Annotated in this window: 22 protein-coding genes; 11 read left to right on the top strand and 11 right to left on the bottom strand. The window is 51.5% G+C overall.

What is annotated here, in order from left to right; translation table 11 throughout:
• Nucleotides 1–52: 52 nt before the first annotated feature.
• The gene (gene parE / locus ACF8PK_RS21985) at nucleotides 53–1,933 is read left to right on the top strand and encodes a DNA topoisomerase IV subunit B (RefSeq protein WP_014204455.1); all 1,881 of its coding nucleotides are present in this window, start codon (nucleotides 53–55) and stop codon (nucleotides 1,931–1,933) included.
• A 3-nt stretch (nucleotides 1,934–1,936) separates the two neighbouring features.
• A complete protein-coding gene (parC, locus tag ACF8PK_RS21990) occupies nucleotides 1,937–4,210 on the top strand; it encodes a DNA topoisomerase IV subunit A (RefSeq protein ID WP_004729093.1) in 2,274 nt (757 codons plus the stop codon).
• A gap of 92 nt (nucleotides 4,211–4,302) precedes the next feature.
• Here parC and yacG read toward each other — a convergent pair whose 3' ends face one another.
• The 8 genes from yacG to nadC all read right to left on the bottom strand — a co-directional run bounded on the left by yacG (nucleotide 4,303) and on the right by nadC (nucleotide 11,446).
• Nucleotides 4,303–4,500: a DNA gyrase inhibitor YacG gene (yacG, locus tag ACF8PK_RS21995; RefSeq protein WP_004729092.1), complete on the bottom strand. Its 198-nt coding sequence runs from the start codon at nucleotides 4,498–4,500 to the stop codon at nucleotides 4,303–4,305.
• Nucleotides 4,501–4,557: 57 nt separating this feature from the next.
• Nucleotides 4,558–5,298 carry a cell division protein ZapD gene (zapD, locus tag ACF8PK_RS22000; protein ID WP_004729090.1) on the bottom strand — a complete coding sequence of 247 codons (741 nt, stop codon included), beginning with the start codon at nucleotides 5,296–5,298 and terminating at the stop codon, nucleotides 4,558–4,560.
• A gap of 32 nt (nucleotides 5,299–5,330) precedes the next feature.
• Nucleotides 5,331–5,939, bottom strand: coding sequence for a dephospho-CoA kinase (gene coaE / locus ACF8PK_RS22005; protein ID WP_014204457.1), 609 nt, complete (start codon nucleotides 5,937–5,939; stop codon nucleotides 5,331–5,333).
• A 2-nt stretch (nucleotides 5,940–5,941) separates the two neighbouring features.
• A complete protein-coding gene (locus ACF8PK_RS22010; RefSeq protein WP_004729087.1) occupies nucleotides 5,942–6,811 on the bottom strand; it encodes an A24 family peptidase in 870 nt (289 codons plus the stop codon).
• A 51-nt stretch (nucleotides 6,812–6,862) separates the two neighbouring features.
• Entirely contained in the window at nucleotides 6,863–8,089 is a 1,227-nt protein-coding gene (locus tag ACF8PK_RS22015) for a type II secretion system F family protein (RefSeq protein ID WP_392443580.1), read from the bottom strand.
• 78 nt (nucleotides 8,090–8,167) lie between these two features.
• On the bottom strand, nucleotides 8,168–9,856 hold the full coding sequence (pilB, locus tag ACF8PK_RS22020) for a type IV-A pilus assembly ATPase PilB (protein WP_392443581.1): 1,689 nt from the start codon (nucleotides 9,854–9,856) through the stop codon (nucleotides 8,168–8,170).
• A 6-nt stretch (nucleotides 9,857–9,862) separates the two neighbouring features.
• Nucleotides 9,863–10,312 carry a prepilin-type N-terminal cleavage/methylation domain-containing protein gene (locus ACF8PK_RS22025; RefSeq protein WP_055466517.1) on the bottom strand — a complete coding sequence of 150 codons (450 nt, stop codon included), beginning with the start codon at nucleotides 10,310–10,312 and terminating at the stop codon, nucleotides 9,863–9,865.
• Between the two features lie 246 nt (nucleotides 10,313–10,558).
• Nucleotides 10,559–11,446: a carboxylating nicotinate-nucleotide diphosphorylase gene (gene nadC / locus ACF8PK_RS22030; RefSeq protein WP_154180385.1), complete on the bottom strand. Its 888-nt coding sequence runs from the start codon at nucleotides 11,444–11,446 to the stop codon at nucleotides 10,559–10,561.
• Between the two features lie 150 nt (nucleotides 11,447–11,596).
• Between nadC and ampD the strand changes: the two genes are divergently transcribed.
• Nucleotides 11,597–12,151, top strand: coding sequence for a 1,6-anhydro-N-acetylmuramyl-L-alanine amidase AmpD (ampD, locus tag ACF8PK_RS22035; protein WP_004729077.1), 555 nt, complete (start codon nucleotides 11,597–11,599; stop codon nucleotides 12,149–12,151).
• A 35-nt stretch (nucleotides 12,152–12,186) separates the two neighbouring features.
• On the opposite strand, the gene fldB is transcribed toward ampD, so the two are convergent.
• Entirely contained in the window at nucleotides 12,187–12,708 is a 522-nt protein-coding gene (fldB, locus tag ACF8PK_RS22040; RefSeq protein ID WP_004729075.1) for a flavodoxin FldB, read from the bottom strand.
• Nucleotides 12,709–12,848: 140 nt separating this feature from the next.
• Here fldB and xerD point away from each other — a divergent pair, with 140 nt between their 5' ends.
• From xerD to lpdA, 7 genes are all read left to right on the top strand, one after another.
• Nucleotides 12,849–13,757, top strand: a complete 909-nt coding sequence (gene xerD / locus ACF8PK_RS22045; RefSeq protein WP_004729073.1) for a site-specific tyrosine recombinase XerD — start codon at nucleotides 12,849–12,851, stop codon at nucleotides 13,755–13,757.
• Nucleotides 13,758–13,773: 16 nt separating this feature from the next.
• Nucleotides 13,774–14,538: a bifunctional protein-disulfide isomerase/oxidoreductase DsbC gene (gene dsbC, locus ACF8PK_RS22050; RefSeq protein WP_055466521.1), complete on the top strand. Its 765-nt coding sequence runs from the start codon at nucleotides 13,774–13,776 to the stop codon at nucleotides 14,536–14,538.
• Between the two features lie 49 nt (nucleotides 14,539–14,587).
• Nucleotides 14,588–16,327, top strand: coding sequence for a single-stranded-DNA-specific exonuclease RecJ (gene recJ / locus ACF8PK_RS22055; protein ID WP_392443586.1), 1,740 nt, complete (start codon nucleotides 14,588–14,590; stop codon nucleotides 16,325–16,327).
• A 376-nt stretch (nucleotides 16,328–16,703) separates the two neighbouring features.
• Nucleotides 16,704–17,474 (top strand): pyruvate dehydrogenase complex transcriptional repressor PdhR, encoded by a 771-nt coding sequence (pdhR, locus tag ACF8PK_RS22060; RefSeq protein ID WP_004729068.1) that lies wholly within the window; start codon nucleotides 16,704–16,706, stop codon nucleotides 17,472–17,474.
• Between the two features lie 50 nt (nucleotides 17,475–17,524).
• Complete coding sequence (gene aceE, locus ACF8PK_RS22065; RefSeq protein ID WP_004729066.1) at nucleotides 17,525–20,185, top strand: pyruvate dehydrogenase (acetyl-transferring), homodimeric type; 2,661 nt, start codon at nucleotides 17,525–17,527, stop codon at nucleotides 20,183–20,185.
• Nucleotides 20,186–20,202: 17 nt separating this feature from the next.
• Nucleotides 20,203–22,095, top strand: a complete 1,893-nt coding sequence (aceF, locus tag ACF8PK_RS22070; protein ID WP_004729064.1) for a pyruvate dehydrogenase complex dihydrolipoyllysine-residue acetyltransferase — start codon at nucleotides 20,203–20,205, stop codon at nucleotides 22,093–22,095.
• Nucleotides 22,096–22,367: 272 nt separating this feature from the next.
• The gene (lpdA, locus tag ACF8PK_RS22075; RefSeq protein ID WP_004729062.1) at nucleotides 22,368–23,795 is read left to right on the top strand and encodes a dihydrolipoyl dehydrogenase; all 1,428 of its coding nucleotides are present in this window, start codon (nucleotides 22,368–22,370) and stop codon (nucleotides 23,793–23,795) included.
• 119 nt (nucleotides 23,796–23,914) lie between these two features.
• On the opposite strand, the gene ACF8PK_RS22080 is transcribed toward lpdA, so the two are convergent.
• Nucleotides 23,915–24,532: a LuxR/HapR/OpaR family quorum-sensing transcriptional regulator gene (locus tag ACF8PK_RS22080; protein ID WP_014204466.1), complete on the bottom strand. Its 618-nt coding sequence runs from the start codon at nucleotides 24,530–24,532 to the stop codon at nucleotides 23,915–23,917.
• A 320-nt stretch (nucleotides 24,533–24,852) separates the two neighbouring features.
• Between ACF8PK_RS22080 and hpt the strand changes: the two genes are divergently transcribed.
• Entirely contained in the window at nucleotides 24,853–25,380 is a 528-nt protein-coding gene (hpt, locus tag ACF8PK_RS22085; protein ID WP_004729056.1) for a hypoxanthine phosphoribosyltransferase, read from the top strand.
• Nucleotides 25,381–25,427: 47 nt separating this feature from the next.
• Here the strand turns inward: hpt and can are convergent, their stop codons facing one another.
• Nucleotides 25,428–26,096, bottom strand: a complete 669-nt coding sequence (gene can, locus ACF8PK_RS22090; protein WP_004729053.1) for a carbonate dehydratase — start codon at nucleotides 26,094–26,096, stop codon at nucleotides 25,428–25,430.
• Nucleotides 26,097–26,199: the final 103 nt, after the last annotated feature.

Below are 26,199 nucleotides of genomic sequence, written 5' to 3' on the forward strand. Positions count from 1 at the left end.
ATAAACGAGTCGTAAAGTTACGAATCATTTATCGATAAAAGCATTCCGTATTATGACTGAACAATATAATGCTGGGGCCATTGAAGTACTCAATGGTTTGGAACCAGTACGTCGCAGACCTGGGATGTATACGGATACCACGCGCCCTAACCACCTTGGGCAGGAAGTCATCGACAACAGTGTCGATGAAGCGCTGGCCGGATACGCCACTAAGGTTCAAGTGATCCTACATGCCGATCAATCACTGGAAGTGATTGATGACGGTCGTGGTATGCCTGTAGACATTCACCCGGAAGAGAAAGTCTCCGGGGTCGAACTGATCTTATGCAAACTGCACGCGGGCGGTAAGTTCTCCAACAAGAACTACCAGTTCTCCGGTGGTTTGCACGGGGTAGGGATCTCAGTCGTGAACGCGCTCTCCAAGCGCGTCGAAGTTACAGTGCGTCGAGATGGCCAGGTATATGACATCGCCTTTGAACATGGCGACAAAGTGTCTGATCTTACCGTGACCGGCACCTGTGGCCGTCGCAACCGCGGCACCAGTGTCCACTTCTGGCCAGAGACCAAGTATTTTGATTCCCCGAATTTTTCCGTGACCCGTCTGATCAACAACCTGCGTGCGAAAGCCGTGTTGTGTCCGGGCTTGGAAATTACTTTCTCTGACAAAGTGAACAACAACGAATACCGTTGGTTCTACGAAGATGGCTTGAAAGACTATCTGGCCGAAGGCGTCAAAGGCTACACCTTGTTGCCGGAAGAGCCGTTCACTGGTGAATTTTCTGCAGAAACCGAAGCGGCAACGTGGGCGGTGATTTGGCTGCCGGAAGGCGGTGAGATGATCACTGAAAGTTACGTCAACTTGATCCCGACCGCACAAGGCGGTACGCACGTGAACGGTTTGCGTCAGGGTCTGTTGGATGCGATGCGTGAGTTTTGTGAATTCCGCAATCTGCTGCCACGGGGCGTGAAGCTGACCGGTGAAGATGTGTTTGACCGCTGTGCTTACGTGCTGTCGGTGAAAATGCAGGATCCGCAGTTTGCGGGCCAAACCAAAGAGCGTCTCTCGTCACGTCAAACCGCTGCATTTGTGTCTGGTGTGGTCAAAGATGCCTTCAGCTTGTGGTTGAACGAAAAACCGCAACTGGCTGAGCAACTGGCGGAAGTGTGTATCGCGAATGCACACCGTCGCATGCGTGCGGCGAAGAAAGTCGTGCGTAAGAAAGTGGCCTCTGGCCCCGCGCTGCCAGGTAAATTGACCGACTGTTCGCAACAAGATCTCAGCCGCACCGAACTGTTTTTGGTGGAAGGTGACTCGGCGGGTGGTAGTGCCAAACAGGCGCGCGATCGTGAGTTCCAAGCCATCATGCCGCTGCGTGGTAAGATTCTGAACACGTGGGAAGTTTCGGGCGATCAAGTGCTCGGCTCGCAAGAAGTGCACGACATTTCAGTCGCGCTGGGGATTGACCCAGACAGCGACAACCTCGAAACACTGCGCTACGGCAAAGTGTGTATCCTCGCCGATGCGGACTCCGATGGGTTGCACATTGCGACCTTGTTGTGTGCGCTGTTTACGCGCCACTTCTCGGCGTTGGTACGCGAAGGGCACATCTACGTGGCGATGCCGCCACTGTATCGTATCGACTGCGGTAAAGAAGTGTTTTACGCACTGGATGATAATGAAAAAGACGCCATTCTCGAACGTTTAGCGAAGAAGAAAGCCAAAGTGAACGTACAGCGATTCAAAGGTCTGGGTGAAATGAACCCGATCCAGCTGCGCGAAACCACCATGGATCCGAATACGCGTCGTTTGGTTCAATTGACCATTGATGACGCGAAAGCGACCGAAGAGATGATGGATATGCTGCTGGGTAAAAAGCGTGCGGATGACCGCCGCAACTGGCTGCAAAGCAATGGCGATCTGGCTGAGGTGTAACGAATGTCGACTGAAATCACCTACGATGGCGTTGAACAGCTGCCGCTGCGCAAGTTTACTGAAGACGCTTATCTGAATTATTCCATGTACGTCATCATGGACCGGGCGTTGCCATACATTGGCGACGGCTTGAAACCGGTACAACGACGTATCATTTATGCAATGTCTGAGTTGGGGCTTTCTGCCTCAGCCAAATACAAAAAATCGGCGCGTACCGTCGGTGACGTGCTGGGTAAATACCACCCGCACGGCGACTCGGCGTGTTATGAAGCGATGGTACTGATGGCGCAGCCATTCTCTTACCGTTACCCATTGGTGGACGGTCAGGGGAACTGGGGGGCGCCGGATGATCCGAAATCATTCGCGGCGATGCGTTATACCGAAGCGAAACTGTCGAAGTTTGCTGAAGTACTGCTGAGCGAATTGGGTCAAGGCACCGTTGATTGGCAACCGAACTTCGACGGCACGATGAAAGAGCCGAAGATGCTGCCAGCGCGCCTGCCGCACATTCTGCTCAATGGCGTGACTGGTATTGCCGTGGGCATGGCGACCGACATTCCACCGCACAACGTGCGTGAAGTCGCGGATGCGACCATTCATTTGATCGACAACCCGCAAGCTGGGCTGTCGGATCTGATGCAATACGTGAAAGGCCCGGATTACCCAACCGAAGCGGAGATTATTTCGCCGCAGGTTGAGCTGGAAAAAGTGTATCGTACCGGCCGCGGCAGCGTGAAAATGCGCGCGGTGTGGCACAAAGAAGGCGCCGACGTGGTGATCACCGCGCTGCCGCATCAGGTGTCTGGCGCTAAACTGCTGGAGCAGATTGCCAACCAGATGCGTGCGAAGAAACTGCCGATGGTGGAAGATTTGCGCGACGAATCGGATCATGAAAACCCGACTCGCATCGTGATTGTGCCGCGCTCAAACCGTGTCGATTGCGATCTGCTGATGAATCACTTGTTTGCCTCGACTGATTTGGAACGCAGCTACCGTGTGAACCTCAACATGATTGGCCTCGACAATCGCCCGCAGGTGAAAGGTCTGGTCAGCATTTTGAGTGAATGGATTCAGTTCCGTCGTGAGACCGTGCGCTCTCGTTTGCAATACCGTCTGGATAAAGTGCTGGCGCGCCTGCACATCTTGGAAGGTTTGCTGATTGCGTACCTCAATATCGATGAAGTGATTGAAATCATTCGCACAGAAGACGATCCAAAAGCGGTGCTGATGGCCCGTTTTGGCATCAGCGATATTCAAGCGGACGCGATTCTGGATACCAAACTGCGTCACTTGGCCAAATTGGAAGAGATGAAGATCCGCGGCGAGCAAGACGAGCTGGAAAAAGAGCGCAAGAAACTGGAAGAGTTGCTGGGCTCTGAGCGTCGTCTGAATACGTTGCTGAAAAAAGAACTGAAAGCTGACGCGGAAAAATACGGTGACGATCGCCGTTCACCGTTGGTAGAACGTGAAGAAGCCAAGGCGCTGACAGAGCGCGATTTGATGCCAAGTGAAGCGATCACCGTCGTTCTGTCGGAAAAAGGTTGGATTCGTCACGCGAAAGGTCATGAAGTCGATTGTGAAGGCTTGAACTACAAAGCCGGCGACAACTACTTAGCGCACGCGTGTGGTAAGAGTAACCAACAAGCGGTCTTCCTAGGCAGTGATGGACGCAGTTACTCACTCGAATCACACACACTGCCGTCTGCACGCGGTCAGGGTGAGCCGATCACGGGGCGTCTCAACGTGGCTGAAGGCACGTCAATTCGTCAGGTGGTGATGGGCGAAGAAGATCAACTGTGGCTGGTGGGCTCGGATGCTGGTTACGGTTTCGTGTGTAAAGGCACCGACTTGTTGTCGAAAAACCGCAGCGGGAAAGCGCTGGTGAACTTGCCTGAAAATGCAGAGATCATGGCACCTCAAGCGGTGAACGATCTGGAAAGTGATGAGATCTTAGCTATCACTAACCAAGGCCGTATGCTGCTGTTCCCGATCAAAGATCTGCCACAATTGGGCAAAGGGAAAGGCAACAAGATCATCAACATTCCGGCAGCGAAAGCCAAAGCCCGTGAAGAAGTGGTGTCGCATCTGATGGCGCTGCCGAAAGGCGTCACCATCACGCTGTATGCGGGTAAACGCAAGCTGGGGCTCAAACCGGCCGATCTGGACAATTACCGTGGTGAGCGTGGCCGTCGTGGGGGCTTGCTACCTCGTGGCTTGCAACGTGTGACTCGGATTGATCTGGACGTGGATGGTCAAGTGAGTTCGGAAGAAGAATAACGCGAACTGAACGAAGCAAAAGCCCCGCACTGCGGGGCTTTTTTGTGTCGCTTATTTGTGTCACTTAGCTTGGGCGTAGCAAGCGATGCGGGTTAGTAGTTGTCTTCCGACCAACCGTCGCTGTCGGACATGTCCGGCGCGCCGGGAATCGATTTCTCTTCATCGGCCCATTCACCGAAATCAATCATCTGACATTTTTTACTGCAAAACGGACGATGAGGGCTTTGTTCACCCCATTCAACACCTTGGCCGCATGTGGGGCATTTCACCACCGTAATTTTTTTTGACATGGTTTTATCCTGTACGTCGAGAATGGCTCGCCGTGAATGAACTGAAGTATGGCGACGTTAGCTGCACACGGCAAGATCGAAAGCAATGTCTTGCGTGCTGGCTTGGCCAGAGCTGAAATCGATGAACTTGATGGCAAATCGATTTTTGTGTCCAGAAATCATCGGGTACACACCGTAATCTAACGGAATCGACAGGCGCAGAATGTTGGCTTCTTCCGCATCGCTTTGGTAGAACCCAGACTTCGCTTCACGGGCACGGAAGTTGCCGGTTTCCCGTGTCAGCTTGAGCCATAACTTCAGGGCATCAGCGAGCGGTTGCAGGGTTTGCATCCATTGATGAGCATCGCGAGTTTTTTGCGCTAAGGCTAAGTGCAGCCAATAATGCAGCGCCGGAAGGTCAAAGCAACATGACCCACCCGGCAGATTAAAGCGCTGGCGAATGGCACTGAGAAAACGGTCTTCTTTGAGGGATTGGCCGAAGCGCTCGCCGCCCATGAGGTGGCGGTGGACGTCGTCGATTTCGCGCAACAAGCCGAGCAGCATCGCTTGGTCAACGCCTTCCACGTTCAGCCAGTTGCGATAAGCCAGGCGCTGCTTTTCGATGTCTTTAGCCAGTTCACTTTTGAGTTGGATCTGCTCAAAAATTTCTAGCAGATCGAACAGTGAGCGGAAGAATAGCTGATGCTGAATTTCGTCGCTAAACTGCGACGCTTGCTCCATCTGATTGAGCAGCGCTTCGACACGAAGGTAAATACGCGTTTTTTCGTTGAGCGGATGTTCAAACTTATGTGTGGTCATCAAACTAGCCTTGGGTTATTTGGGACTTATTCTCACAGATTTGTACGGCTTATGGCTAGATACTTTTGGTGCAATTCTGTGATTTGAGGCAAAAGTTTCTGGTTTTCTGCGTTATTTTTAATCACATCGTCGGCGATGGCTAAACGTTGTTCACGGCTCGCTTGCGAAGACAGAATCGCCTTCACCTGCTGCTCGGACACATGATCGCGCGACATGGTGCGCGCGATCTGGGTTGCTTCATCGACATCGACCACCAAAATGCGGTCTGCCATAGACTGCAGTTGGTTCTCCACGAGCAATGGAACCACTAGTAACGCATAAGGAGAGCGGACTTGTCGTAAATCCTGTGTCATTTTTTCGCGAATCAATGGATGCAACAAATGATTGAGCCAGTTTTTCTCATCGTTATCGGCAAAAATACGCTCGCGCAGGGCGGTGCGATTCAGAGTGCCATCGGCGAGGAGGATGGCATCACCAAAATGCGCGGTGATGGCATGCAGTCCCGGTGTCCCTTGCGCGACCACTTCGCGGGCCACCACATCGGCATCGACAATATCGATGGCGAAATGCTGATGGAACAGATTTGCCACGGTGGTCTTTCCGCTGGCGATACCGCCGGTTAAACCAATGATGAGTGCCATCGTCAAAATCCTAATACGGAATGAAAATACCAACCAACGATCGCCTGACCGTATAGCGCTGACAGCCAGCCCGCAATCGCCAGATAAGGGCCAAACGGGAAGGCTTTATCTATGCCGCGTTTTTGCAGGCGCAGTTGAATCAGACCAAACACGAGGCCGACCACCGAAGACATCAAAATGATGATCGGCAGCTGCTGCCATCCGAGCCAAGCGCCCAGCGCGGCCAACAACTTAAAGTCGCCATAGCCCATGCCTTCCTTGCCGGTGAGCAGTTTAAACAGCCAGTAGACGGACCACAGCGCCAGATACCCCGCCATCGCACCGATCACGGCATCGTGCAACGTGATTGGGCTGATGCCCGCTAGCGCCAGTGCGATACCGCCCCACATCAACGGCAGCGTCAGTTGGTCAGGCAGCAGCATGGTGTCGAAGTCGATGAAGGTTGCCGCAATCAGCACATAACTGAAAAACAGCAAAGCCACCGCAAACCAGCTAAAACCAAACTGCAAAGCAATCGCCAAGCTGCATAACGCCGTGAACGATTCAATCAGTGGGTAGCGAGCGCTAATGGGTGCGTGGCACTGCGAGCACTTGCCGCGCAGTAGCAGCCAGCTCAGCACCGGAATATTGTCGATGATACGAATCGGTGTATCGCAATGTGGGCAGGTGGAACGGGGCGTGCTGAGCGTTAACACACCTTGGGGTGGTTCAATATGGTATTCCGGAAAGGACTCGGCACAGTCTTGACGCCACTCGCGCTCCATGATTTTCGGCAAGCGATAGATCACCACATTGAGAAAACTGCCGATGATCAGACCCAGCAAGGTGGCCAGCGTGGGAAACAGCCAGGGATAGAAAGTAAAAATGTCCATGCAATATGCTCGCGGCGCGTTGCCTTAGTGCGTCAATCAGAGGTGTCCATACTAACCCAATACACTCATTAAGTTAAAGATGGGGAGGTACATCGCAACCACCAGCCCGCCAACGACCACTCCCAGAAAGACGATGATCAGCGGCTCGAGAATTTTCCCCAGATTGTCCACGGTATTGTCGACTTCAAACTCATAAATGGTCGCGACTTTGTTCAGCATGTCGTCAAGCTTACCCGACTCTTCACCAATCATCACCATTTGCAGCACCATCTCCGGAAATGCGTCGGTATTGCGCATGGCGATGTACATCGGCATGCCTGCCGCGGTATGGCGATGCACCTCCTGAATCGCGGTTTCAAAATGGACGTTGCCGGCGGTTTTGGCGGTGGTTTTTAAACTGGCCAGAATCGGTATACCGGCGCTAAAACTGGTGGCCAATGTGCGGCTGAATTTGGCAATGGCAGCCTTGGTTAATACCGCGCCGACAACAGGAAATCGCAAGCCAAGGCGGCTGGTTTTCAATCGAAAGACCAATGATTTGTTGCGCGCGGTTTTGAGCGCCAATAGGCCAGCGCTGGTCGCCAGTACGCCCCATAGGCTATAGGCTTGCACGCCGTGAGAGAGTTTAAGAATTTGCTGTGTAAACCAAGGGAGCTCTGCGCCAAAGCCTTTGAACATGCTTTCAAACTCGGGGATGACCATGGTCAGCATCAGATAAGAGACACCCAACGCGACCAACATCACCATCGCCGGATAGATCAGCGCCTTGATCACTTTGGCGCGCAGTTGTTCGCTTTTTTCTCGATAGGTAGCAAGGCGCTCAAACACTTCGGCCAAATTCCCGGATTGCTCGCCGGTGGCAATAAGGTCAACGTATAGCGCATCAAAATGTGGGCTGGCAGTGCGCATCGCTTTAGACATCGGGGTGCCTGCTTCTACCCCTTTGGTGACTTGGGCCAGAATCGATTTCATTTCTGCTTTGCGGTGATTGTCGCCAACCAGTTTCAACGCTTGAACGATGGGCACGCCTGTAGTCAGCATGGTGGAAAGCTGGCGTGTGAGCAGGGTGATGTCGCGAGTCTTGACGCGGTGGGTGAGGCGAGTCAGCAGTGAAATGCTGCCTTTTTTGATCTTCTTCACCTGAATGTGCTGCTCTTTGAGCTTATCGCGCACCTCGATTTCACTGATGGCCAAGGTGTGTCCGGCAACTTTTCGCCCGGAGCTGTTGATGCCTTTCCAGCGGAAGTTTTTCAATTCGGCAGCTTTATTTGGTTTCATGGTCGTGGCTCATTCAACTTGAAGTGGCAAGGGAACAATTCGGTGACTAAACAACTCAGTGACTTAACAATCGGGTCACTAAAAGTAGAGCACTCGCTGTAATTCACTAAAACTGGTGATGCCCGCGCGCAGTTTTTCAATCCCAGATTGCAGCAAGGGTTGCATGCCGTGCTGTTGGGCAATGTTTTCGATTTGATGAATGCTGGCGCGCTGCATCACCGCGTCCGCCAAGGCGGGATGAAACGCCATCACTTCATAAATGCCCACGCGGCCGCTATACCCATTGGTGCATTCTGTGCAACCCGATGGATGTGCTTCGTACACGGCATCTTCGGCGAGCAAGCCAAATTGCTGCTGCAGCGCCGCTGGGGGCATGATGGCGACCTTGCAATGCGGGCACAGACGGCGGGCCAGCCGCTGCGCAATGATCAGGCTCAATGATGAGGCAAGGTTAAAGGGTTCAATGCCCATGTTGGCTAAACGAATCACGGTTTCCGCGGCCGAGTTGGTGTGCAAGGTTGAGAGCACCAAGTGCCCGGTTTGCGCGGCTTTAATGGCGATTTCTGCGGTTTCTAGATCGCGAATTTCGCCCACCATCACCACATCGGGATCTTGGCGTAGAAACGAGCGCAGCGCTTGTGCAAAGCCAAAGCCGATTTTGGGTTGAACTTGCACCTGATTGATACCGGGCAGGTTGATTTCCACCGGATCTTCGGCGGTGGAGATGTTCACTTGTTCGGTATTGAGAATGCGTAATCCAGTGTAGAGCGACACGGTTTTGCCGCTGCCGGTTGGGCCGGTCATTAAGATCATGCCTTGCGGTTTGGTGAGGGCCGCGAGGTAGAGCTGTTTCTGCTGTTCGTTGTAGCCAAGTTTGTCGATGTTGAGGTTGGCCGCGCTGCTGTCGAGTAGGCGCAGAACAATCTTTTCACCCCACAATGTTGGCAAGGTCGATACACGCATATCAATCGCGGTGTCGGCATCCAAGCGCAGTTTGATGCGTCCATCTTGCGGGAGGCGGCGCTCGGCAATATCCAGTTTCGACAAAATTTTGATTCGGGCTGCCAAGCGTCGGCTGAGGTGACTGGCAGGTTGTTGGGTTTCGACCAGAATGCCGTCACAGCGCAGACGAATACGGTAGTGGGACTCATACGGCTCAAAGTGAATGTCGGATGCACCTTTGCGCACGGCATCGAGTAGGATCTGGTTGATAAAACGACTGACCGGTGAATCATCTTGGCTGAGATCTTCAATGGTGGTTTTTTCGTCGTCAGAGATCTGTACCAGATCCGCCAATTCATCCTGACTGATCTCTTTGCCTTGCGTCCCCGGCGTCGCGAGGCTGCGCCCATACAAGCGGCGAATGGTGGCGTGCAGCGCTTTATGATCGGCGAGCACCAGTTCCACCTGTAATCCGGTGGCAAAGCGAAACTCGTCTTCGACTTGCAGGTGAGTTGGGTCAGCAACCGCCAACGTCAGGATTTGACCATTGCTGTGCAGCGGCAGGGCTTGATAGCGGGTGATGAGTTCTCGAAGTCCCAATTGCTGGCATAATGGCGCGTAATCAAACCGAGTGAGATCGGTTTCGGGTAGACCAAAGATCTGACTCAGTTGCTCGGTTAAATCGTGATGATGAAATATCGCCAAATCGATCAACGCCTCCGGCACCGTGGCACCGGAAGCGTGAATATGATCGATCACGGCCTGTTCCTGCGTTGGGCTGATCAACTCAGCCTGACGCAGAATGGCGATAAGGTTGGTCAGCATTGGGAATTATTGACAGCCTTTAGGGGCATCGGTAGTCGCTAAGCCAGTTGTTTTAGGATCGAACGCACATTTCCAACCATTATCTTCACGTGTATAAGTGAACGTCGCTGGTGCTGCTCCTCCGTTTTTAAATTCAAACGCCATCTGACCTTTATGCGTGGTGTTTCCTTCTACAGCCGTCAATTCGCCAATAGGATTTGCACCTGATGTAATGCCTATTGCATCTAAGATCGTTGCTCCACTGACAGCTTTCAATGTGCCTTCTGATTGGACAATTAATTCTGCTGGTGTGATGGTTGATTTGATCGTGGCAAAACCAGAAGCAATCTCGCTCTTGGTGACATAATTTTTATAGGCGGGGACGGCAATGGCCGACAGGACGCCGATGATGGCAACCACGATCATCAGTTCGATCAGGGTAAATCCTTGTTGCTTTTTGCGTTGATTCGCGTTCATGAAACTCTCCGTTATGCGTGTGTTTGTGACGATGGGCAAGAGCATAAGAAGTTGCTGATTTAAGGAACATTGTTGGAATCAGAGGGCGCGAGTCATTCGGGATTTTTATTGTTCGGGTTGCATGAATTGGGCAAATTCTTTCGACTCAGTTAAAAGCCTCAGTTAAAAGCATGGCCGCGATTTGAGGGTTGGTGGACAAAAAAAAAGGAGGCAAAGCCTCCTTTTAACTATTTGAAAATTCGATTTTTATTTGAAGCGCATCGACAAGTCCATGGCGCGTACATGTTTGGTTAGTGCGCCCACCGAGATGTAATCAACGCCCGTTTCGGCGTATTCACGCAGCGTTTCCATCGTGACGTTGCCGGAGTTTTCCAGTGCCGCGCGACCAGCGTTGATCGCCACTGCGTCACGCATCATCTCCAGCGTAAAGTTGTCGAGCATGATGATGTCAGCGCCAGCTTCAATCGCCAGACGCAGCTCATCGAGGTTCTCAGTTTCGACTTCCACGGGTTTGCCCGGGTTGAGTTTCTTCGCGGTGCTGATCGCTTGTGTTATGCCACCACAAGCGATGATGTGGTTTTCTTTAATTAAGTACGCGTCAAACACACCAATACGGTGGTTAAAACCGCCGCCACAGGCCACGGCGTATTTCAGCGCGCTGCGCAGGCCTGGAATGGTTTTGCGCGTGTCGAGCAGGCGACATCCTGTCCCTTCCAGTGCTTTGACATATGTCGCGGTGGTGGTGGCGCAACCGGACAAGGTTTGAATAAAGTTCATTGCGTTGCGCTCGCCGGTCAGCAGAATGCGCGCCGGACCGCTCAGCGTACACAGCGTTTGGTTGGGCACCACGGGATCACCGTCTTTGACCAACCACTCAATGGTTACTTCGCCACCGAGTTGCTTGAACACTTCATCTGCCCACGCTTGGCCGCAGAACACGCCATGTTCGCGGGTGATGATGGTTGCGTTGCCCTGCACATCGGCGGGGATCAGACTTGCGGTGATGTCGGCTGCGGGATCGAGCGTGCCGCCTAAATCTTCTTTCAGCGTGTCGGTGACCGAGCGGGTGATTTCCAGTGGCAGTTGTTGCTTGAGGTATTCGAGGCGTTCTTGACTGTTGTGGGACTCTTTCATCGCAAATCGTTAATAGTAAATTGAACCAAGGAGAGGAATGATACGCGGAGTGGGCGTTAAATTCAGCTCTTGATCTCGCATTTCGTGGTCAGAACGTTAAAATCGCTCCATTCCCGAGGTGGTTTCACCGCAAGTCAATGGAGCGTGTTTATGATCGACAATCAGGGCTGGTATCAGGCTGCCCGCCGCGTGCCTTCGCCGTTTTACGACCAACGCACGGACGCGCAAGATATTTCGTTGCTGGTGGTGCACAACATCAGTTTGCCGCCGGGGCAGTTTGGTGGGCCGTACATCGAGCAGTTTTTTACCGGCCAGCTTGATCCGAATCAGCATCCGTTTTTTCGCGTGATTCACACCATGGGCGTGTCGGCGCATTGTCTGATTCGCCGAGATGGGGAAGTGGTGCAGTTCGTGCCATTTTCAGCCCGCGCTTGGCATGCTGGGCAATCATCATTTGCCGGGCGCCCGCGCTGCAACGACTATTCGATTGGCATTGAGTTGGAAGGAACCGATTTTGTCGCCTATACCGAAGCGCAATATCACGCCTTAGCCACACTCAGTGATGCGCTGATGACGCGCTATCCGGCAATCACCTTGCCACGCATTACCGGGCATCAATACATTGCCCCGATGCGGAAAACCGACCCGGGGCTGGTGTTTGACTGGCGAAAATATCGCGCGCTTCTGACCCATCACGCTGGATGATCCATCGCGCTTGATGGGTCAGTCACGATGACATTTTAGAGCGCGTCGTGGTACTCGACCAGCACCTGTTCAATCCAGGTGGCGATGCGTTCATCACTGAGTTCGTATTGCGAATCTTCATCCAGTGCGAGGCCAACGAACTGGGTGCCCTCTGCGGTGAGCGCTTTTGAGGCTTCAAACTGGTAGCTATCATCGTTCGGCCAGTAGCCGATCAGCGTCGCTCCCGTCTTCTTGATCTCGTCGTGGAGCATCCCCATCGCATCGAGGAACCATTCGCCATAGCCTTCTTGATCGCCTAAGCCGTATAACGCGACGAACTTGCCTTTTAGCGACACGCCACCGATGTGATCCCATATTGCGCTCCAGTCTTCTTGGATTTCGCCGAAATCCCATGTGGAGATTCCCAGTATTAACAGATCATAGTCGCTCATCAAACTGAGCGGCGTTTCTTTCACATTGTGAATGTCGAGCAGATCATCACCGAGGATGGCGCGCATTTTCTCCGCTGCCATTTCGGTGTAACAGGTTGTTGAGCCGTAAAAAAGACCGATCTTCATAGTTTCATGTTCGTTTTTTATCTGGAATGGTGAATTCTAACCATAAAATAACCCGGAGTGCAGTGAATATCCTGCTGTCAGAATACTTTTATGGTATTAAGCTTAGGGAATCACGAACGACAAAGAGATGAGAAGTACAGGTGTCAGAGCATTTTTCTCCTGATCAAGGGCTGGTGGAACAGTTTCTTGATGCGATGTGGATGGAACGAGGGTTATCGGAAAACACCCTGATGTCGTACCGCAATGATCTGATGAAGCTGCTAGATTGGATGCAGCGCCACAACTACCGATTGGATTTCATCAGCCTGTCAGGCCTGCAAGAATATCAAACTTGGCTGGTGGATCAGGATTACAAACAGACCTCGCGCGCGCGCATGTTGTCGGCGATTCGCCGCCTGTTTCAGTACCTGCACCGCGAGAAAATGCGTGCCGACGATCCGAGTGCCTTATTGATTAGCCCCAAATTACCGAAGCGCTTGCCCAAAGATCTCAGCGAAGCCCAAGTGGATGCGCTGCTCAGTGCCCCCAATCCGGACGACCCGATTGAGCTGCGAGACAAAGCAATGCTAGAGCTGTTGTATGCCACGGGCCTGCGTGTGACCGAATTGGTGTCGCTGACGATGGAAAACATCAGCCTACGTCAAGGCGTGGTACGCGTGATTGGTAAAGGTGGCAAAGAACGCTTGGTGCCGATGGGCGAGAATGCCATTGAGTGGATTGAAACTTTTCTGGCGCAAGGTCGGTCTCACCTGTTAGGTGAGCAAACATCGGATGTGGTGTTTCCAAGCAAGCGAGCGCAACAAATGACGCGCCAAACATTTTGGCATCGCATCAAACATTACGCGGTGATTGCCGGCATTGATGTCGACAAACTATCGCCGCACGTTTTACGCCACGCGTTTGCCACCCACCTGTTAAACTACGGCGCGGATTTACGCGTGGTACAAATGCTGCTCGGTCATAGTGACTTATCGACAACGCAAATTTATACTCATGTCGCGACTGAGAGATTGAAACAACTACACAGCGAGCACCACCCAAGGGCTTGATGGAAAGGACTTTTTTATGAAGATTTTACGCCGATTATCACTTCTGCTGCTGCCGTTCGTTGCGGTGGCGTGTAACGCAGAGACGGTGTCTGCCGAGAAAACCGCTGCCCAAGTGCAGCTCGACAAAAGCGTATTTCAGCAACGATTTGCCAAGCTGGGGTTGGATGTGATGGATGTGGTGCCGTCGGCGATTGACGGCTTGGTGGAAGTGCAAACGGCCGGTGGCGTGTTGTTTGCGTCACCCGATGGCAAGCACTTCATTGCTGGCACACTGTACGAAATGGATGCCAATGGCGGCTACACCGACGTTTTGGCCAAGCGCCAAGCGCCGATCAATGCCAAGAAAATCGCGCAGTTCCAAGACAGTATGATCGAATACAAAGCGGCGAATGAAAAATACATTGTCACCGTGTTTACCGATATTACTTGTGGCTACTGCGTGCGCCTGCACAGCCAGTTGAAAGAGTACAACGATGCGGGTATTACCGTGCGTTATCTGGCGTACCCACGCCAAGGGCCGACTGGCCAAGTCGCTGAACAGATGGCTGCCATCTGGTGCGCTGATGATCCGAAAGCGGCCATCCACAACGCCAAAATGAACCGTCAAACGTTGGAAACCCAAGGGGATTTGGCGCAGTGCAAACAAACCATCGCACAGCATTACCAATTGGGGCGTGAGCTGGGCATCAGCGGTACTCCGGCGATCTTCCTGCCGAACGGCGAAATGGTCGGTGGTTACTTGCCAGCACCACAACTGTTGCAACGCCTACAAAACATGTAATCAAAGCAGAAAGGATACGGGCCTGAGCACGCCTCAGGCCTGAGAACAGATGATTGAAATTCAACGACGACCGGAGCTAGATCTGGCTCAACTCCCAGACACCATTCCTCCATTGTTAAGACGCATCTACCTCAACCGTGGGGTGAGCAGCGTCGAACAACTGGAAAAAGCGGCCAAGGCGCTGCACTCCTATCAGCAATTGCATGGCATCGATGCCGCTGTTGAACTGCTGTTTGAGGCCATCAAGCAGCAGAAGCGCATCATCGTTGTTGGCGACTTTGACGCCGATGGTGCCACCAGTTCCGCCTTGTCGGTGCTGGCGCTGCGCATGCTGGGCAGCCACAACGTGGATTATCTGGTGCCCAACCGTTTTGAAGACGGTTATGGCCTGAGCCCCGAAGTGGTAGAACAAGCGCTGGCGATGAACGCCGAGATGATCATGACCGTTGATAACGGCGTGTCCTCGATTGAAGGCGTGCGGTTTGCCAAACAACACGGATTGAGCGTGTTGGTGACCGACCACCACTTACCGGGCGCTGAGCTGCCGGAAGCGGACGCAATGGTCAACCCCAACTTGCAGCAATGCGCGTTTCCTTCCAAAGCGCTGGCTGGCGTGGGGGTGGCGTTTTACCTGATGATGGCGCTGTGCGTTTACATGCGTCGTTGCGGCTGGTTTGCTGAGCAAGGCATGGCCGAACCTAAACTGATGGAACTGATTGATTTGGTGGCGTTAGGGACGGTCGCTGACGTGGTGCCGCTGGATGAAAATAACCGCATTTTGGTGCACCAAGGCTTACAGCGCATTCGTGCCGGGAAAGCGCGTCCGGGGATTCAAGCGCTGATTGAAGTGGCTAAGCGCGATGCGCGTAAACTGGTGGCGTCGGATTTCGGGTTTGCATTGGGGCCGCGGATTAACGCCGCAGGGCGTCTCGATGACATGTCCTTTGGGGTGGAGTTGCTGCTGAGCAACAACATTCACGCGGCGCGGCGCATGGCCAGTGAACTGGATGGCCTCAATCAGACGCGCAAAGAGATTGAAGAGGGCATGAAACAAGAAGCGATGGCGTTTTGTGAACGGCTGCAATTTGGCAAAGACACCGAGTTGCCACATGGCTTGGTGATGTTCCAACGCGATTGGCATCAGGGCGTGATTGGCATTTTGGCCTCGCGTATCAAAGAGCAGTTTCATCGTCCGGTGATTGCGTTTGCCGATGGCGGTGACGGCTTGATTAAAGGCTCTTGTCGCTCCATTCCGGGCCTGCACATGCGAGACGCGCTCGACAAAATCGACACACAGAATCCGGGCATCATTCTGAAGTTTGGTGGCCACGCCATGGCGGCGGGATTAACGATTGAAGAGCACAATTTTGAGCGTTTTAGCCGCCTGTTTGACGAGGTGGTGCGTCAGGATCTCGATGACGCGCTGCTCAAAGGCGTGATTCTGACTGATGGCGAATTGGCGCCGGAAGAGTTTTCGATGCACGTGGCTGAAATGCTGCGCGCAGGCGGCCCGTGGGGGCAAGCGTTTCCAGAGCCGGTGTTTGATGGTGAGTTTAAAGTCCTGCATCAAAAGCTGGTGGGGGAGAAGCATCTCAAGTTGATGTTGGAGCCGCTGCATAAAGGTCACCCGACCAACATCATGATCGACGGTATCGCGTTTAACGTGGATTTGCGTCGCTGGCCTGATGCTTCAGTGAAAACCGTCCGCCTCGCTTACAAACTCGATATCAACGAGTTTCGCGGCAACCAATCCTTGCAGTTGATGGTCGATCATCTCGAAGCACGATAAGTGAATGAGGTTATCAATCTGTAATTCACTTGTACGTTTTAGTTAAATAATCCTATCTCAGAGCACCGACTTGTCAGGTGCTCTTTTTTTGTCCTATTTTTGTGATTGGCTTCTAAATTTTGCCCACAACATCGACACTATGAATATTTTTCATCGTCCGTTAATTTCTCGTCTGTATGTTTTTTGTAATTGGTCTGACCAATCTTATTGCCGTTTTAGTGCGCTATTGTTAGTAAAGTGTTTTCATTAGGCCGGTTCTATGATGTGGGTCAATTTTTGACTGGACATTGGCGTTTTAATTATGTTAATTTCTGCACCAACTTGAAATTGGTATTACCAATTGCCTGCAAGAATATAAAGAGAAGAACAATAAATTATGGCTTATCAAAGGATTCGTCAGCCGAAACTCTCCGATGTGATCGAACAGGAGTTAGAACGGTTGATTGTGGAAGGAACATTAGCCCCTGGGCATCAACTGCCACCGGAGCGAGAGCTGGCCAAACAGTTCGATGTATCCCGTCCATCAGTCCGTGAAGCCATTCAACGCCTCGAAGCCAAACGTCTGCTGACCCGTCGTCAGGGCGGTGGCACTTTCGTAAGCGAGCACATGTGGAAGAGTTTCTCCGATCCTCTGCTAAATTTATTGTCTAGCCACTCGGAAACCCAGTTGGATCTCCTTGAAGCGCGTCATGCGTTGGAAGGAATTTCGGCGTATTTTGCAGCACTGCGTGGTACCGAAGAAGATTTTGCCCGTATTCAAGCCTGCGTGGCGCGAATTGGTGAGCTTCAGGATGCGAAGGACGTCGAAAAAGAATCCGCAACCGTCATGGAGTTTCTGATTGCTATTACGGAAGCTGCTCATAACGTGGTTCTGCTCCACATCGTTCGAAGTCTTGCTCCCCTGCTTGAGCAAAATATTCTGCAGAATTTTAAATTATTACGCCGCCGCCCCGAAGCGGTGGAGAAAGTAAGTAAGCACCGAGCTAATATCGTGGATGCGATCGTATCTGGTCAGCCTGAAAAGGCGCGCGAGATGTCTCATTCACACTTAGCTTATATCGAAGAAACATTGTTGGATCTGACCCGGGAAGAGTCTCGTCGTGAGCGTTCTCTGCGCCGTATCCAACAGGGTAATGAGCCGCAATAAGCGGTCCATTGCGATTCAAATAAGTCCAACCAACAGAAGGATAGATCGCCATGTCTGACATGAAGCATGACGTAGATGCACTGGAAACTCAGGAGTGGTTAGCCGCACTTGAGTCAGTTGTACGTGAAGAAGGCGTAGAGCGTGCCCAGTATCTACTAGAAGAAGTACTGGAAAAAGCACGTCTAGACGGCGTTGATATGCCAACTGGTATTACAACTAACTACATCAACACGATTCCTGCGGCGCAAGAACCGGCATACCCAGGCGACACGACCATTGAACGTCGTATTCGTTCGATCATTCGTTGGAACGCGATCATGATCGTTCTGCGTGCATCGAAGAAAGACCTGGATCTGGGCGGCCACATGGCATCATTCCAGTCTTCAGCTGCGTTCTATGAAACATGTTTCAACCACTTCTTCCGTGCACCAAACGAGAAGGACGGTGGTGACCTGGTTTATTACCAAGGTCATATTTCTCCAGGGATTTACGCGCGTGCATTCGTTGAAGGCCGCCTGACAGAAGAACAACTGGATAACTTCCGTCAAGAAGTGGATGGCAAAGGCATTCCTTCCTACCCACACCCGAAACTGATGCCTGAATTCTGGCAATTCCCAACCGTATCAATGGGTCTGGGTCCTATCGCATCGATCTACCAAGCTCGCTTCCTGAAATACCTGGAAGGCCGTGGCATGAAAGACACTGCTGAGCAGCGCGTTTACGCGTTCTTGGGCGACGGTGAGATGGATGAGCCAGAATCACGTGGTGCCATTTCTTTCGCGGCGCGTGAGAAACTGGACAACCTGTGCTTCCTGATCAACTGTAACCTGCAACGTCTGGATGGCCCAGTAATGGGTAACGGCAAGATCATCCAAGAGCTAGAAGGCCTGTTCAAAGGCGCTGGCTGGAACGTAGTGAAAGTGATCTGGGGTAACAACTGGGATTCTCTGCTGGCAAAAGACACCTCAGGTAAATTGCTGCAACTGATGAACGAAACCATCGACGGCGACTACCAAACGTTCAAAGCGAAAGATGGCGCGTACGTTCGTGAGCATTTCTTCGGTAAATACCCAGAGACAGCAGCGCTGGTTGCTGACATGACTGACGACGAAGTGTTCGCCCTGAAACGTGGTGGTCACGAGTCTTCTAAACTGTACGCAGCGTTCAAGAACGCACAAGACACCAAAGGCCGTCCAACCGTTATCCTCGCGAAGACTGTAAAAGGTTACGGCATGGGTGATGCGGCTCAAGGTAAGAACATTGCACACCAAGTGAAGAAGATGGACATGACGCACGTGATCGCGATGCGTAACCGTCTGGGTCTGCAAGACATCATTTCTGATGAAGAAGTGAACAACCTGCCTTACCTGAAACTGGAAGAAGGTTCAAAAGAATTCGAATACCTGCACGCTCGTCGTAAAGCGCTGCACGGTTACACGCCACAGCGTTTGCCTAAGTTCACACAAGAGCTTGTGATTCCTGAACTGGAAGAGTTCAAACCGCTTCTGGAAGAACAGAAACGTGAAATCTCTTCAACCATGGCTTACGTGCGTGCACTGAACATTCTGTTGAAAGACAAAAACATTGGTAAGAACATCGTTCCTATCATTGCTGACGAAGCACGTACTTTCGGTATGGAAGGTCTGTTCCGTCAAATCGGTATCTACAACCCACACGGCCAGACGTACACGCCTGAAGACCGTGGCGTGGTGTCTTACTACAAAGAAGACACTGCAGGTCAGGTACTGCAAGAAGGGATCAACGAACTGGGTGCAATGTCATCTTGGGTTGCGGCTGCGACATCTTACAGCACCAACAACCTGCCAATGATTCCGTTCTACATCTACTACTCAATGTTCGGTTTCCAACGCGTTGGCGACATGGCATGGATGGCAGGTGACCAACAAGCGCGTGGTTTCCTACTGGGCGCAACGGCTGGCCGTACAACCCTGAACGGTGAAGGTCTGCAGCACGAAGATGGTCACTCACACATTCAAGCCGCGACGATTCCGAACTGTATCTCTTACGACCCAACATTCGCTTACGAAGTTGCGGTGATCATGCAAGACGGTATCCGTCGTATGTATGGCGATCAAGAGAACGTGTTCTACTACATGACGCTGATGAACGAGAACTACGCTCACCCAGCGATGCCAGAAGGCGCAGAAGAAGGTATCCGTAAAGGTATCTACAAACTGGAAACGCTGTCTGGTTCTAAAGGTAAGGTTCAACTGATGAGCTCAGGTACTATCATGAATGAAGTACGTAAAGCGGCAGTGATCCTGAGCGAAGAATACGGCATCGCGTCTGATGTTTACTCTGTAACCTCATTCAACGAACTGGCTCGTGATGGTCAGAACGTCGAGCGTTACAACATGCTTCACCCAGAAGCCGAAGCGCAAGTACCTTACATCGCTTCAGTGATGGGAACTGAACCAGCAATCGCTGCAACCGACTACATGAAGAACTACGCTGACCAAGTTCGCGCGTTCATTCCTGCAGAGTCTTACAAAGTGCTGGGTACTGACGGCTTCGGTCGTTCAGACAGCCGTGAGAACCTACGTCGTCACTTCGAAGTGAACGCAGGCTACGTCGTTGTTGCTGCGCTAAACGAACTAGCGAAACGTGGTGAAGTTGAGAAATCTGTGGTGGCGGAAGCTATCAAGAAATTCGACATCGACACTGAAAAAACTAACCCGCTATACGCTTAATTGAAGGTAGGAAAAGCATGGCTATCGAAATTTACGTACCAGATATCGGTGCAGATGAGGTTGAAGTGACTGAGATTCTTGTCAGCGTAGGCGACAAGGTTGAAGAAGAACAATCTCTGATTACTGTTGAAGGCGACAAAGCTTCTATGGAAGTTCCTGCGTCTCAGGCCGGTATTGTCAAAGAAATCAAAGTTGTGACTGGTGATAAAGTCACAACTGGCTCACTGATCATGGTGTTTGAAGCGGAAGGTGCAGCAGCGGCTGCACCAGCACCTGCGGCGGAAGCAGCACCAGTTGCGGCAGCGCCAGCAGCGGTTGAACTGAAAGAAGTCAACGTGCCAGACATCGGCGGTGATGAAGTTGAAGTGACTGAAATCATGGTTGCGGTGGGTGACACCGTGTCTGAAGAGCAGTCGCTGATCACTGTTGAAGGCGACAAAGCGTCAATGGAAGTGCCTGCGCCATTCGCGGGTACCGTGAAAGAGATCAAGATCGCGTCGGGTGACAAAGTGACCACAGGCTCACTGATCATGGTCTTCGAAGTGGCCGGTTCTGGTGCGCCAGCAGCGGCAGCGCCAGCTCAGGCAGCGGCTCCAGCAGCAGCGCCAGCGGTAGCAGCAGATAAAGAAGTTAACGTGCCAGATATCGGCGGTGATGAAGTTGAAGTGACTGAAATCATGGTTGCAGTTGGCGACATGGTGAGCGAAGAGCAATCTCTGATCACTGTGGAAGGCGACAAAGCGTCGATGGAAGTTCCTGCACCATTCGCGGGTAAAGTGAAAGCGATCAAAGTCGCGGCTGGCGACAAAGTGTCGACTGGCTCACTGATCATGGTGTTTGAAGTGGCAGGCGCAGCGCCGGCAGCTGTTTCAGCACCAGCTCAAGCCGCAGCACCTGCAGCAGCGGCACCGAAAGCTGAAGCGCCAGCGGCAGCAGCACCTGCAGCGGCAACCGGCGACTTCCAAGAGAACAATGAATACGCACATGCGTCGCCAGTGGTTCGTCGCTTAGCGCGTGAATTCGGTGTGAACCTATCTAAAGTGAAAGGTTCAGGTCGTAAGAGCCGCATTCTGAAAGAAGACGTTCAGAACTACGTGAAAGAAGCGCTGAAACGCCTAGAATCAGGCGCAGCATCAGCCGCATCTGGCAAAGGCGACGGCGCAGCACTTGGCCTGCTACCTTGGCCAAAAGTGGACTTCAGCAAGTTCGGTGACACTGAAATTCAGCCACTGTCTCGCATTAAGAAGATCTCTGGCGCGAACCTGCACCGTAACTGGGTGATGATCCCGCACGTGACTCAGTGGGATAACGCAGACATCACAGAACTAGAAGCTTTCCGTAAAGAACAGAATGCGATCGAAGCGAAGAAAGACACTGGCATGAAGATCACGCCACTGGTGTTCATCATGAAAGCGGCTGCGAAAGCGCTGGAAGCATTCCCTGCGTTCAACTCGTCTCTGTCTGAAGATGGTGAAAGCCTGATTCTGAAGAAATACGTGAACATCGGTATCGCTGTTGATACACCAAACGGTCTGGTTGTTCCTGTGTTCAAAGACGTGAACAAGAAAGGCATTTACGAGCTGTCTGAAGAGTTGGCAGTCGTATCGAAGAAAGCACGTGCAGGTAAACTGACGGCGTCTGACATGCAAGGCGGCTGTTTCACCATTTCTAGTCTGGGTGGTATCGGCGGTACAGCATTCACACCAATCGTGAATGCACCAGAAGTAGGTATTCTGGGTGTGTCTAAGTCTGAAATGAAGCCAGTGTGGAACGGCAAAGAATTTGCGCCACGTCTGCAACTGCCTCTGTCTCTGTCATACGACCACCGTGTGATCGATGGCGCGGAAGGTGCACGCTTCATCACTTACTTGAACGGTTGCCTGAGCGACATTCGTCGTCTGGTTCTGTAATCGGTTCAAAACACAATAAGGCGGCTCTTTAGCCGCCTTGATTCAAGCATTGTCTTGCAATTTGATGATGGAAAAATTTTTCCCCATTGAATTGTCGTCTAGCTCACAGGCTACATGGATTTACTTTTCACACCATTAACATCTCTGTAAACTGTTACGGTCTGAAAAATAAGCGTTTAAGTCTTTCGTTTTAAGCATTACGTTTTAAACACAAAACAAATAGATAGAACACCCACTCAGCCTGTTAGGGATATTGACTACAAGAGGTCGAAATGAGCAAAGAAATTAAAGCCCAAGTTGTAGTGCTTGGTGCCGGTCCTGCTGGTTACTCCGCTGCATTCCGTTGTGCAGACTTAGGTCTGGACACAGTACTTATCGAACGTTACAACACCCTTGGTGGTGTGTGTCTGAACGTGGGTTGTATCCCATCGAAAGCACTGCTGCACGTTGCGAAAGTGATCGAAGAAGCCAAAGCGTTGGCTGAACACGGTATCGTGTTTGGTGAACCACAAACAGACATCGACAAGATCCGTCTGTGGAAAGAAAAAGTAATTACTCAGTTGACTGGCGGTCTTGGCGGTATGGCGAAGATGCGTAAAGTGAACGTTGTGAACGGTTTTGGTAAGTTCACTGGCCCGAACACCATTGAAGTGGACGGCGAAGACGGCAAAACTGTGGTGAACTTCGACAACGCGATCGTTGCTGCAGGTTCTCGCCCAATCAAACTGCCATTCATTCCTCATGAAGACCCACGCATTTGGGATTCAACAGACGCACTGGAACTGAAAGAAGTCCCAGGAAAACTGCTGATCATGGGCGGTGGTATCATCGGTCTGGAAATGGGGACGGTTTACCATGCATTGGGTTCTCAAATCGACGTGGTTGAAATGTTCGACCAAGTGATCCCAGCAGCTGATAAAGACATCGTGAAAGTCTTCACCAAACGTATTGCGAAGAAGTTCAACCTGATGCTAGAAACCAAAGTGACTGCGGTTGAAGCAAAAGAAGATGGCATCTACGTTTCGATGGAAGGCAAAAAAGCGCCAGCAGAAGCTGAGCGTTACGATGCAGTTCTTGTGGCAATTGGCCGTGTACCAAACGGTAAACTGCTGGACGCAGAGAAAGCGGGTCTGGAAGTGGATGAGCGTGGCTTCATCAACGTAGACAAGCAAATGCGTACCAACGTGCCTCACATCTTCGCAATCGGCGACATCGTTGGTCAACCGATGTTGGCGCACAAAGGTGTGCATGAAGGTCACGTCGCTGCGGAAGTGATTTCTGGTAAGAAACACTACTTCGATCCGAAAGTGATTCCTTCAATTGCTTACACTGAGCCAGAAGTGGCTTGGGTGGGTAAAACTGAAAAAGAAGCGAAAGCAGAAGGCATCAACTACGAAGTGGCAACCTTCCCATGGGCAGCATCAGGCCGTGCAATTGCGTCTGACTGTGCCGATGGTATGACGAAGCTGATCTTCGATAAAGAGACTCACCGTGTGATCGGTGGTGCGATTGTGGGCACGAACGGCGGCGAACTGCTGGGCGAAATCGGTCTGGCAATCGAGATGGGTTGTGATGCAGAAGACATCGCGCTGACCATCCACGCACACCCAACGCTGCACGAGTCTGTTGGCCTTGCTGCCGAAGTGTTTGAAGGTACGATCACTGACCTACCAAACGCAAAAGCGAAAAAGAAAAAATAATTTTCTAAGCGCTAAATGATAAAAAACCGCTGATCACTCAGCGGTTTTTTTATGTCTGTCGCTCGGCCTTTGCGGCAAAAAAATAGCGCCTTGCGGCGCTATGATTCATCAATCTTTGCTTAGTGATCGCGTTTATAGATGCACAGCATGTCGAGGTAGCTCTTCACCAGCTTCTGCATGTAGCCTTCATCGCGTACACGGTTTGCTTGCACGAACAGGGAGTAGCACACGCCATGGAACAGCGTCGCCAGATCATCTGCATCGTGTTGCTCGCATACTTCACCCCGTTCAATCGCTTTTGAGAACATGTTTTTCAGCAGCAGTTGGTTGGTGCGGTTGCTCGACACAAACAGGGGCCACACTTCATCACGGGTGGATGCGCTCCACTCAAACCACACTTTCAGCCAGTGGCAATCGTCATTGGCCAAACGAACCATTTCGCGGGTGATGTTCGCAATGTTGTCTTTTGCGTGCATGTCCAGATCGATGTTGTCGGTCAGGAAGTTGGAGAACTGACGAACCACGTAAGTGAGCACGTCGTCGACCAAATCTTCGCGCGTTGGGAAATAGTTGAATACGGTCGCGACAGAAACTTGAGCAATTTCTGCGATGTCGGCGTGACCGCCACGACCAATCCCACGATTTGCAAACACTTCCAGCGCGATTTCCATCAACTGAAGTTTACGTTTTTGGGGAGATAGCCGCGTTCTAGGGCGTTTCTCTATCGATGCGTCCATAGTTTTAATCCTTGCCATTTGAGTTGTAGTCTGCGTTTTTTAGTAAACGCTAATGATTATTTTGTTAATTGCTTTGAAAGCCTTATGAGTGTAATTGCGTACATGATTTAGGTCAATGTTTCGCGACTAAAAAATGTGCACATTTACGAAATGCATTTATTTTCAATGCGTTTTATTGAATCAATTTCTCATTAAAACGTAACGTCAGTGAAAGGTTAACACCCACCGTCAGCAATGGTACTATACGCGCCGAAAGCTTTAGCGGCGCTGTCGGTGTGATTTGCAGTGCCAAGTGTCGCTCCAACAAAAACGAGATTGGTATGAAACATACAATTGAAGTAATGATTTCTGAGCAAGAGGTTCAGGAACGTGTCCGCGCACTAGGCCAGCAAATTTCAGATCACTACGCAGGTAGTGAAGATTTGGTTCTGGTCGGTCTGCTGCGTGGTTCTTTTGTGTTTATGGCGGATTTGGCACGTGCCATCAGCCTGACACATCAGGTCGACTTCATGACCGCGTCGAGCTACGGCAACAGCATGGAAAGCTCTCGCGACGTGCGCATCCTGAAAGATCTGGATGACGACATCAAAGGTAAAGATGTGCTGCTGGTGGAAGACATCATTGATACTGGCAACACGCTCAGCAAAGTGAAAGAGATTCTGTCACTGCGTGAACCCAAATCAATTCAGATCTGTACGCTGCTCGACAAACCGTCTCGTCGCGAAGTGCCTGTCGACGTGAAGTGGATTGGGTTTGAAATCCCAGACGAATTCGTGGTGGGCGTGGGCATCGACTACGCACAGAAATACCGTCATCTGCCATACATCGGTAAAGTGATTCCACTTTAAGCCGATTCCGGATGAAAAAAATGCCCACATGATGTGGGCATTTTTTGTTATCGACACAGCAACTTGTGCTGCGGATTTAAAATCTTTTCCATGGCTTTCTTGTAGCTGTCATCCACCATGCCGCGTGAGTTGCAACGCACGCCCAGGTATTCCAGACGACCATCACCGATGCCGTACACCACGCCGTGAATCTCAACGTCCTGTCCACGCTCCCAAGCGTTTTGCAGGATGGTAGAGTTACCCAGATTGTAAACTTGTTCAGCGACGTTGATTTCGGCCAATTTGTCCGAACGGTCGGCTTCTGGCATGTGGTCCAGATACTCGCGGTGTTTGAAGTACAAATCGCGAATATGCAGAATCCAGTTGTTGATCAACCCCAGTTGCGGGTTGTCGATGGATGCGGTCACACCGCCACAACCATAGTGGCCACAGATGATGATGTGCTTCACTTTCAGTACGTCAACCGCGTACTGCACCACAGACAGGCAGTTCAGGTCGGTGTGAATGACCTGGTTGGCCACGTTGCGGTGTACAAACAACTCACCGGAATAGAGGCCGGTTAAGCGCTCTGCGGGTACGCGACTGTCTGAACAACCAATCCATAGAAAGTCCGGATTTTGTCCTTCGGCTAACTTGCTAAAGTATTCAGGACGCTCGGCTTTGATCGACTCTGACCACTTCGAGTTGTTTTCGAATAGTTGTTTAATCTCTGGCATTTTACTTCCCTTAGTTTATAGCCAAGTACCCTCAAGGTGCCTGCTTCAATCCCGAGATGGAACGCGGCGTCTTGAGTCCACTTGGGTATGCTTGCCAACTATA

This window comes from Vibrio sp. CJQ_6, from assembly GCF_043106745.1.
Classification (GTDB): Bacteria; Pseudomonadota; Gammaproteobacteria; order Enterobacterales; family Vibrionaceae; genus Vibrio; species Vibrio furnissii.

Bases quoted from the DNA above. Each gene is read 5' to 3' on its own strand.
- parE (WP_014204455.1), top strand. From the start codon at position 53: ATGACTGAACAATATAATGCTGGGGCCATTGAAGTACTCAATGGTTTG.
- parC (WP_004729093.1), top strand. From the start codon at position 1,937: ATGTCGACTGAAATCACCTACGATGGCGTTGAACAGCTGCCGCTGCGC.
- yacG (WP_004729092.1), bottom strand. From the start codon at position 4,500: ATGTCAAAAAAAATTACGGTGGTGAAATGCCCCACATGCGGCCAAGGT.
- zapD (WP_004729090.1), bottom strand. From the start codon at position 5,298: ATGACCACACATAAGTTTGAACATCCGCTCAACGAAAAAACGCGTATT.
- coaE (WP_014204457.1), bottom strand. From the start codon at position 5,939: ATGGCACTCATCATTGGTTTAACCGGCGGTATCGCCAGCGGAAAGACC.
- ACF8PK_RS22010 (WP_004729087.1), bottom strand. From the start codon at position 6,811: ATGGACATTTTTACTTTCTATCCCTGGCTGTTTCCCACGCTGGCCACC.
- ACF8PK_RS22015 (WP_392443580.1), bottom strand. From the start codon at position 8,089: ATGAAACCAAATAAAGCTGCCGAATTGAAAAACTTCCGCTGGAAAGGC.
- pilB (WP_392443581.1), bottom strand. From the start codon at position 9,856: ATGCTGACCAACCTTATCGCCATTCTGCGTCAGGCTGAGTTGATCAGC.
- ACF8PK_RS22025 (WP_055466517.1), bottom strand. From the start codon at position 10,312: ATGAACGCGAATCAACGCAAAAAGCAACAAGGATTTACCCTGATCGAA.
- nadC (WP_154180385.1), bottom strand. From the start codon at position 11,446: ATGAAAGAGTCCCACAACAGTCAAGAACGCCTCGAATACCTCAAGCAA.
- ampD (WP_004729077.1), top strand. From the start codon at position 11,597: ATGATCGACAATCAGGGCTGGTATCAGGCTGCCCGCCGCGTGCCTTCG.
- fldB (WP_004729075.1), bottom strand. From the start codon at position 12,708: ATGAAGATCGGTCTTTTTTACGGCTCAACAACCTGTTACACCGAAATG.
- dsbC (WP_055466521.1), top strand. From the start codon at position 13,774: ATGAAGATTTTACGCCGATTATCACTTCTGCTGCTGCCGTTCGTTGCG.
- recJ (WP_392443586.1), top strand. From the start codon at position 14,588: ATGATTGAAATTCAACGACGACCGGAGCTAGATCTGGCTCAACTCCCA.
- pdhR (WP_004729068.1), top strand. From the start codon at position 16,704: ATGGCTTATCAAAGGATTCGTCAGCCGAAACTCTCCGATGTGATCGAA.
- aceE (WP_004729066.1), top strand. From the start codon at position 17,525: ATGTCTGACATGAAGCATGACGTAGATGCACTGGAAACTCAGGAGTGG.
- aceF (WP_004729064.1), top strand. From the start codon at position 20,203: ATGGCTATCGAAATTTACGTACCAGATATCGGTGCAGATGAGGTTGAA.
- lpdA (WP_004729062.1), top strand. From the start codon at position 22,368: ATGAGCAAAGAAATTAAAGCCCAAGTTGTAGTGCTTGGTGCCGGTCCT.
- ACF8PK_RS22080 (WP_014204466.1), bottom strand. From the start codon at position 24,532: ATGGACGCATCGATAGAGAAACGCCCTAGAACGCGGCTATCTCCCCAA.
- hpt (WP_004729056.1), top strand. From the start codon at position 24,853: ATGAAACATACAATTGAAGTAATGATTTCTGAGCAAGAGGTTCAGGAA.
- can (WP_004729053.1), bottom strand. From the start codon at position 26,096: ATGCCAGAGATTAAACAACTATTCGAAAACAACTCGAAGTGGTCAGAG.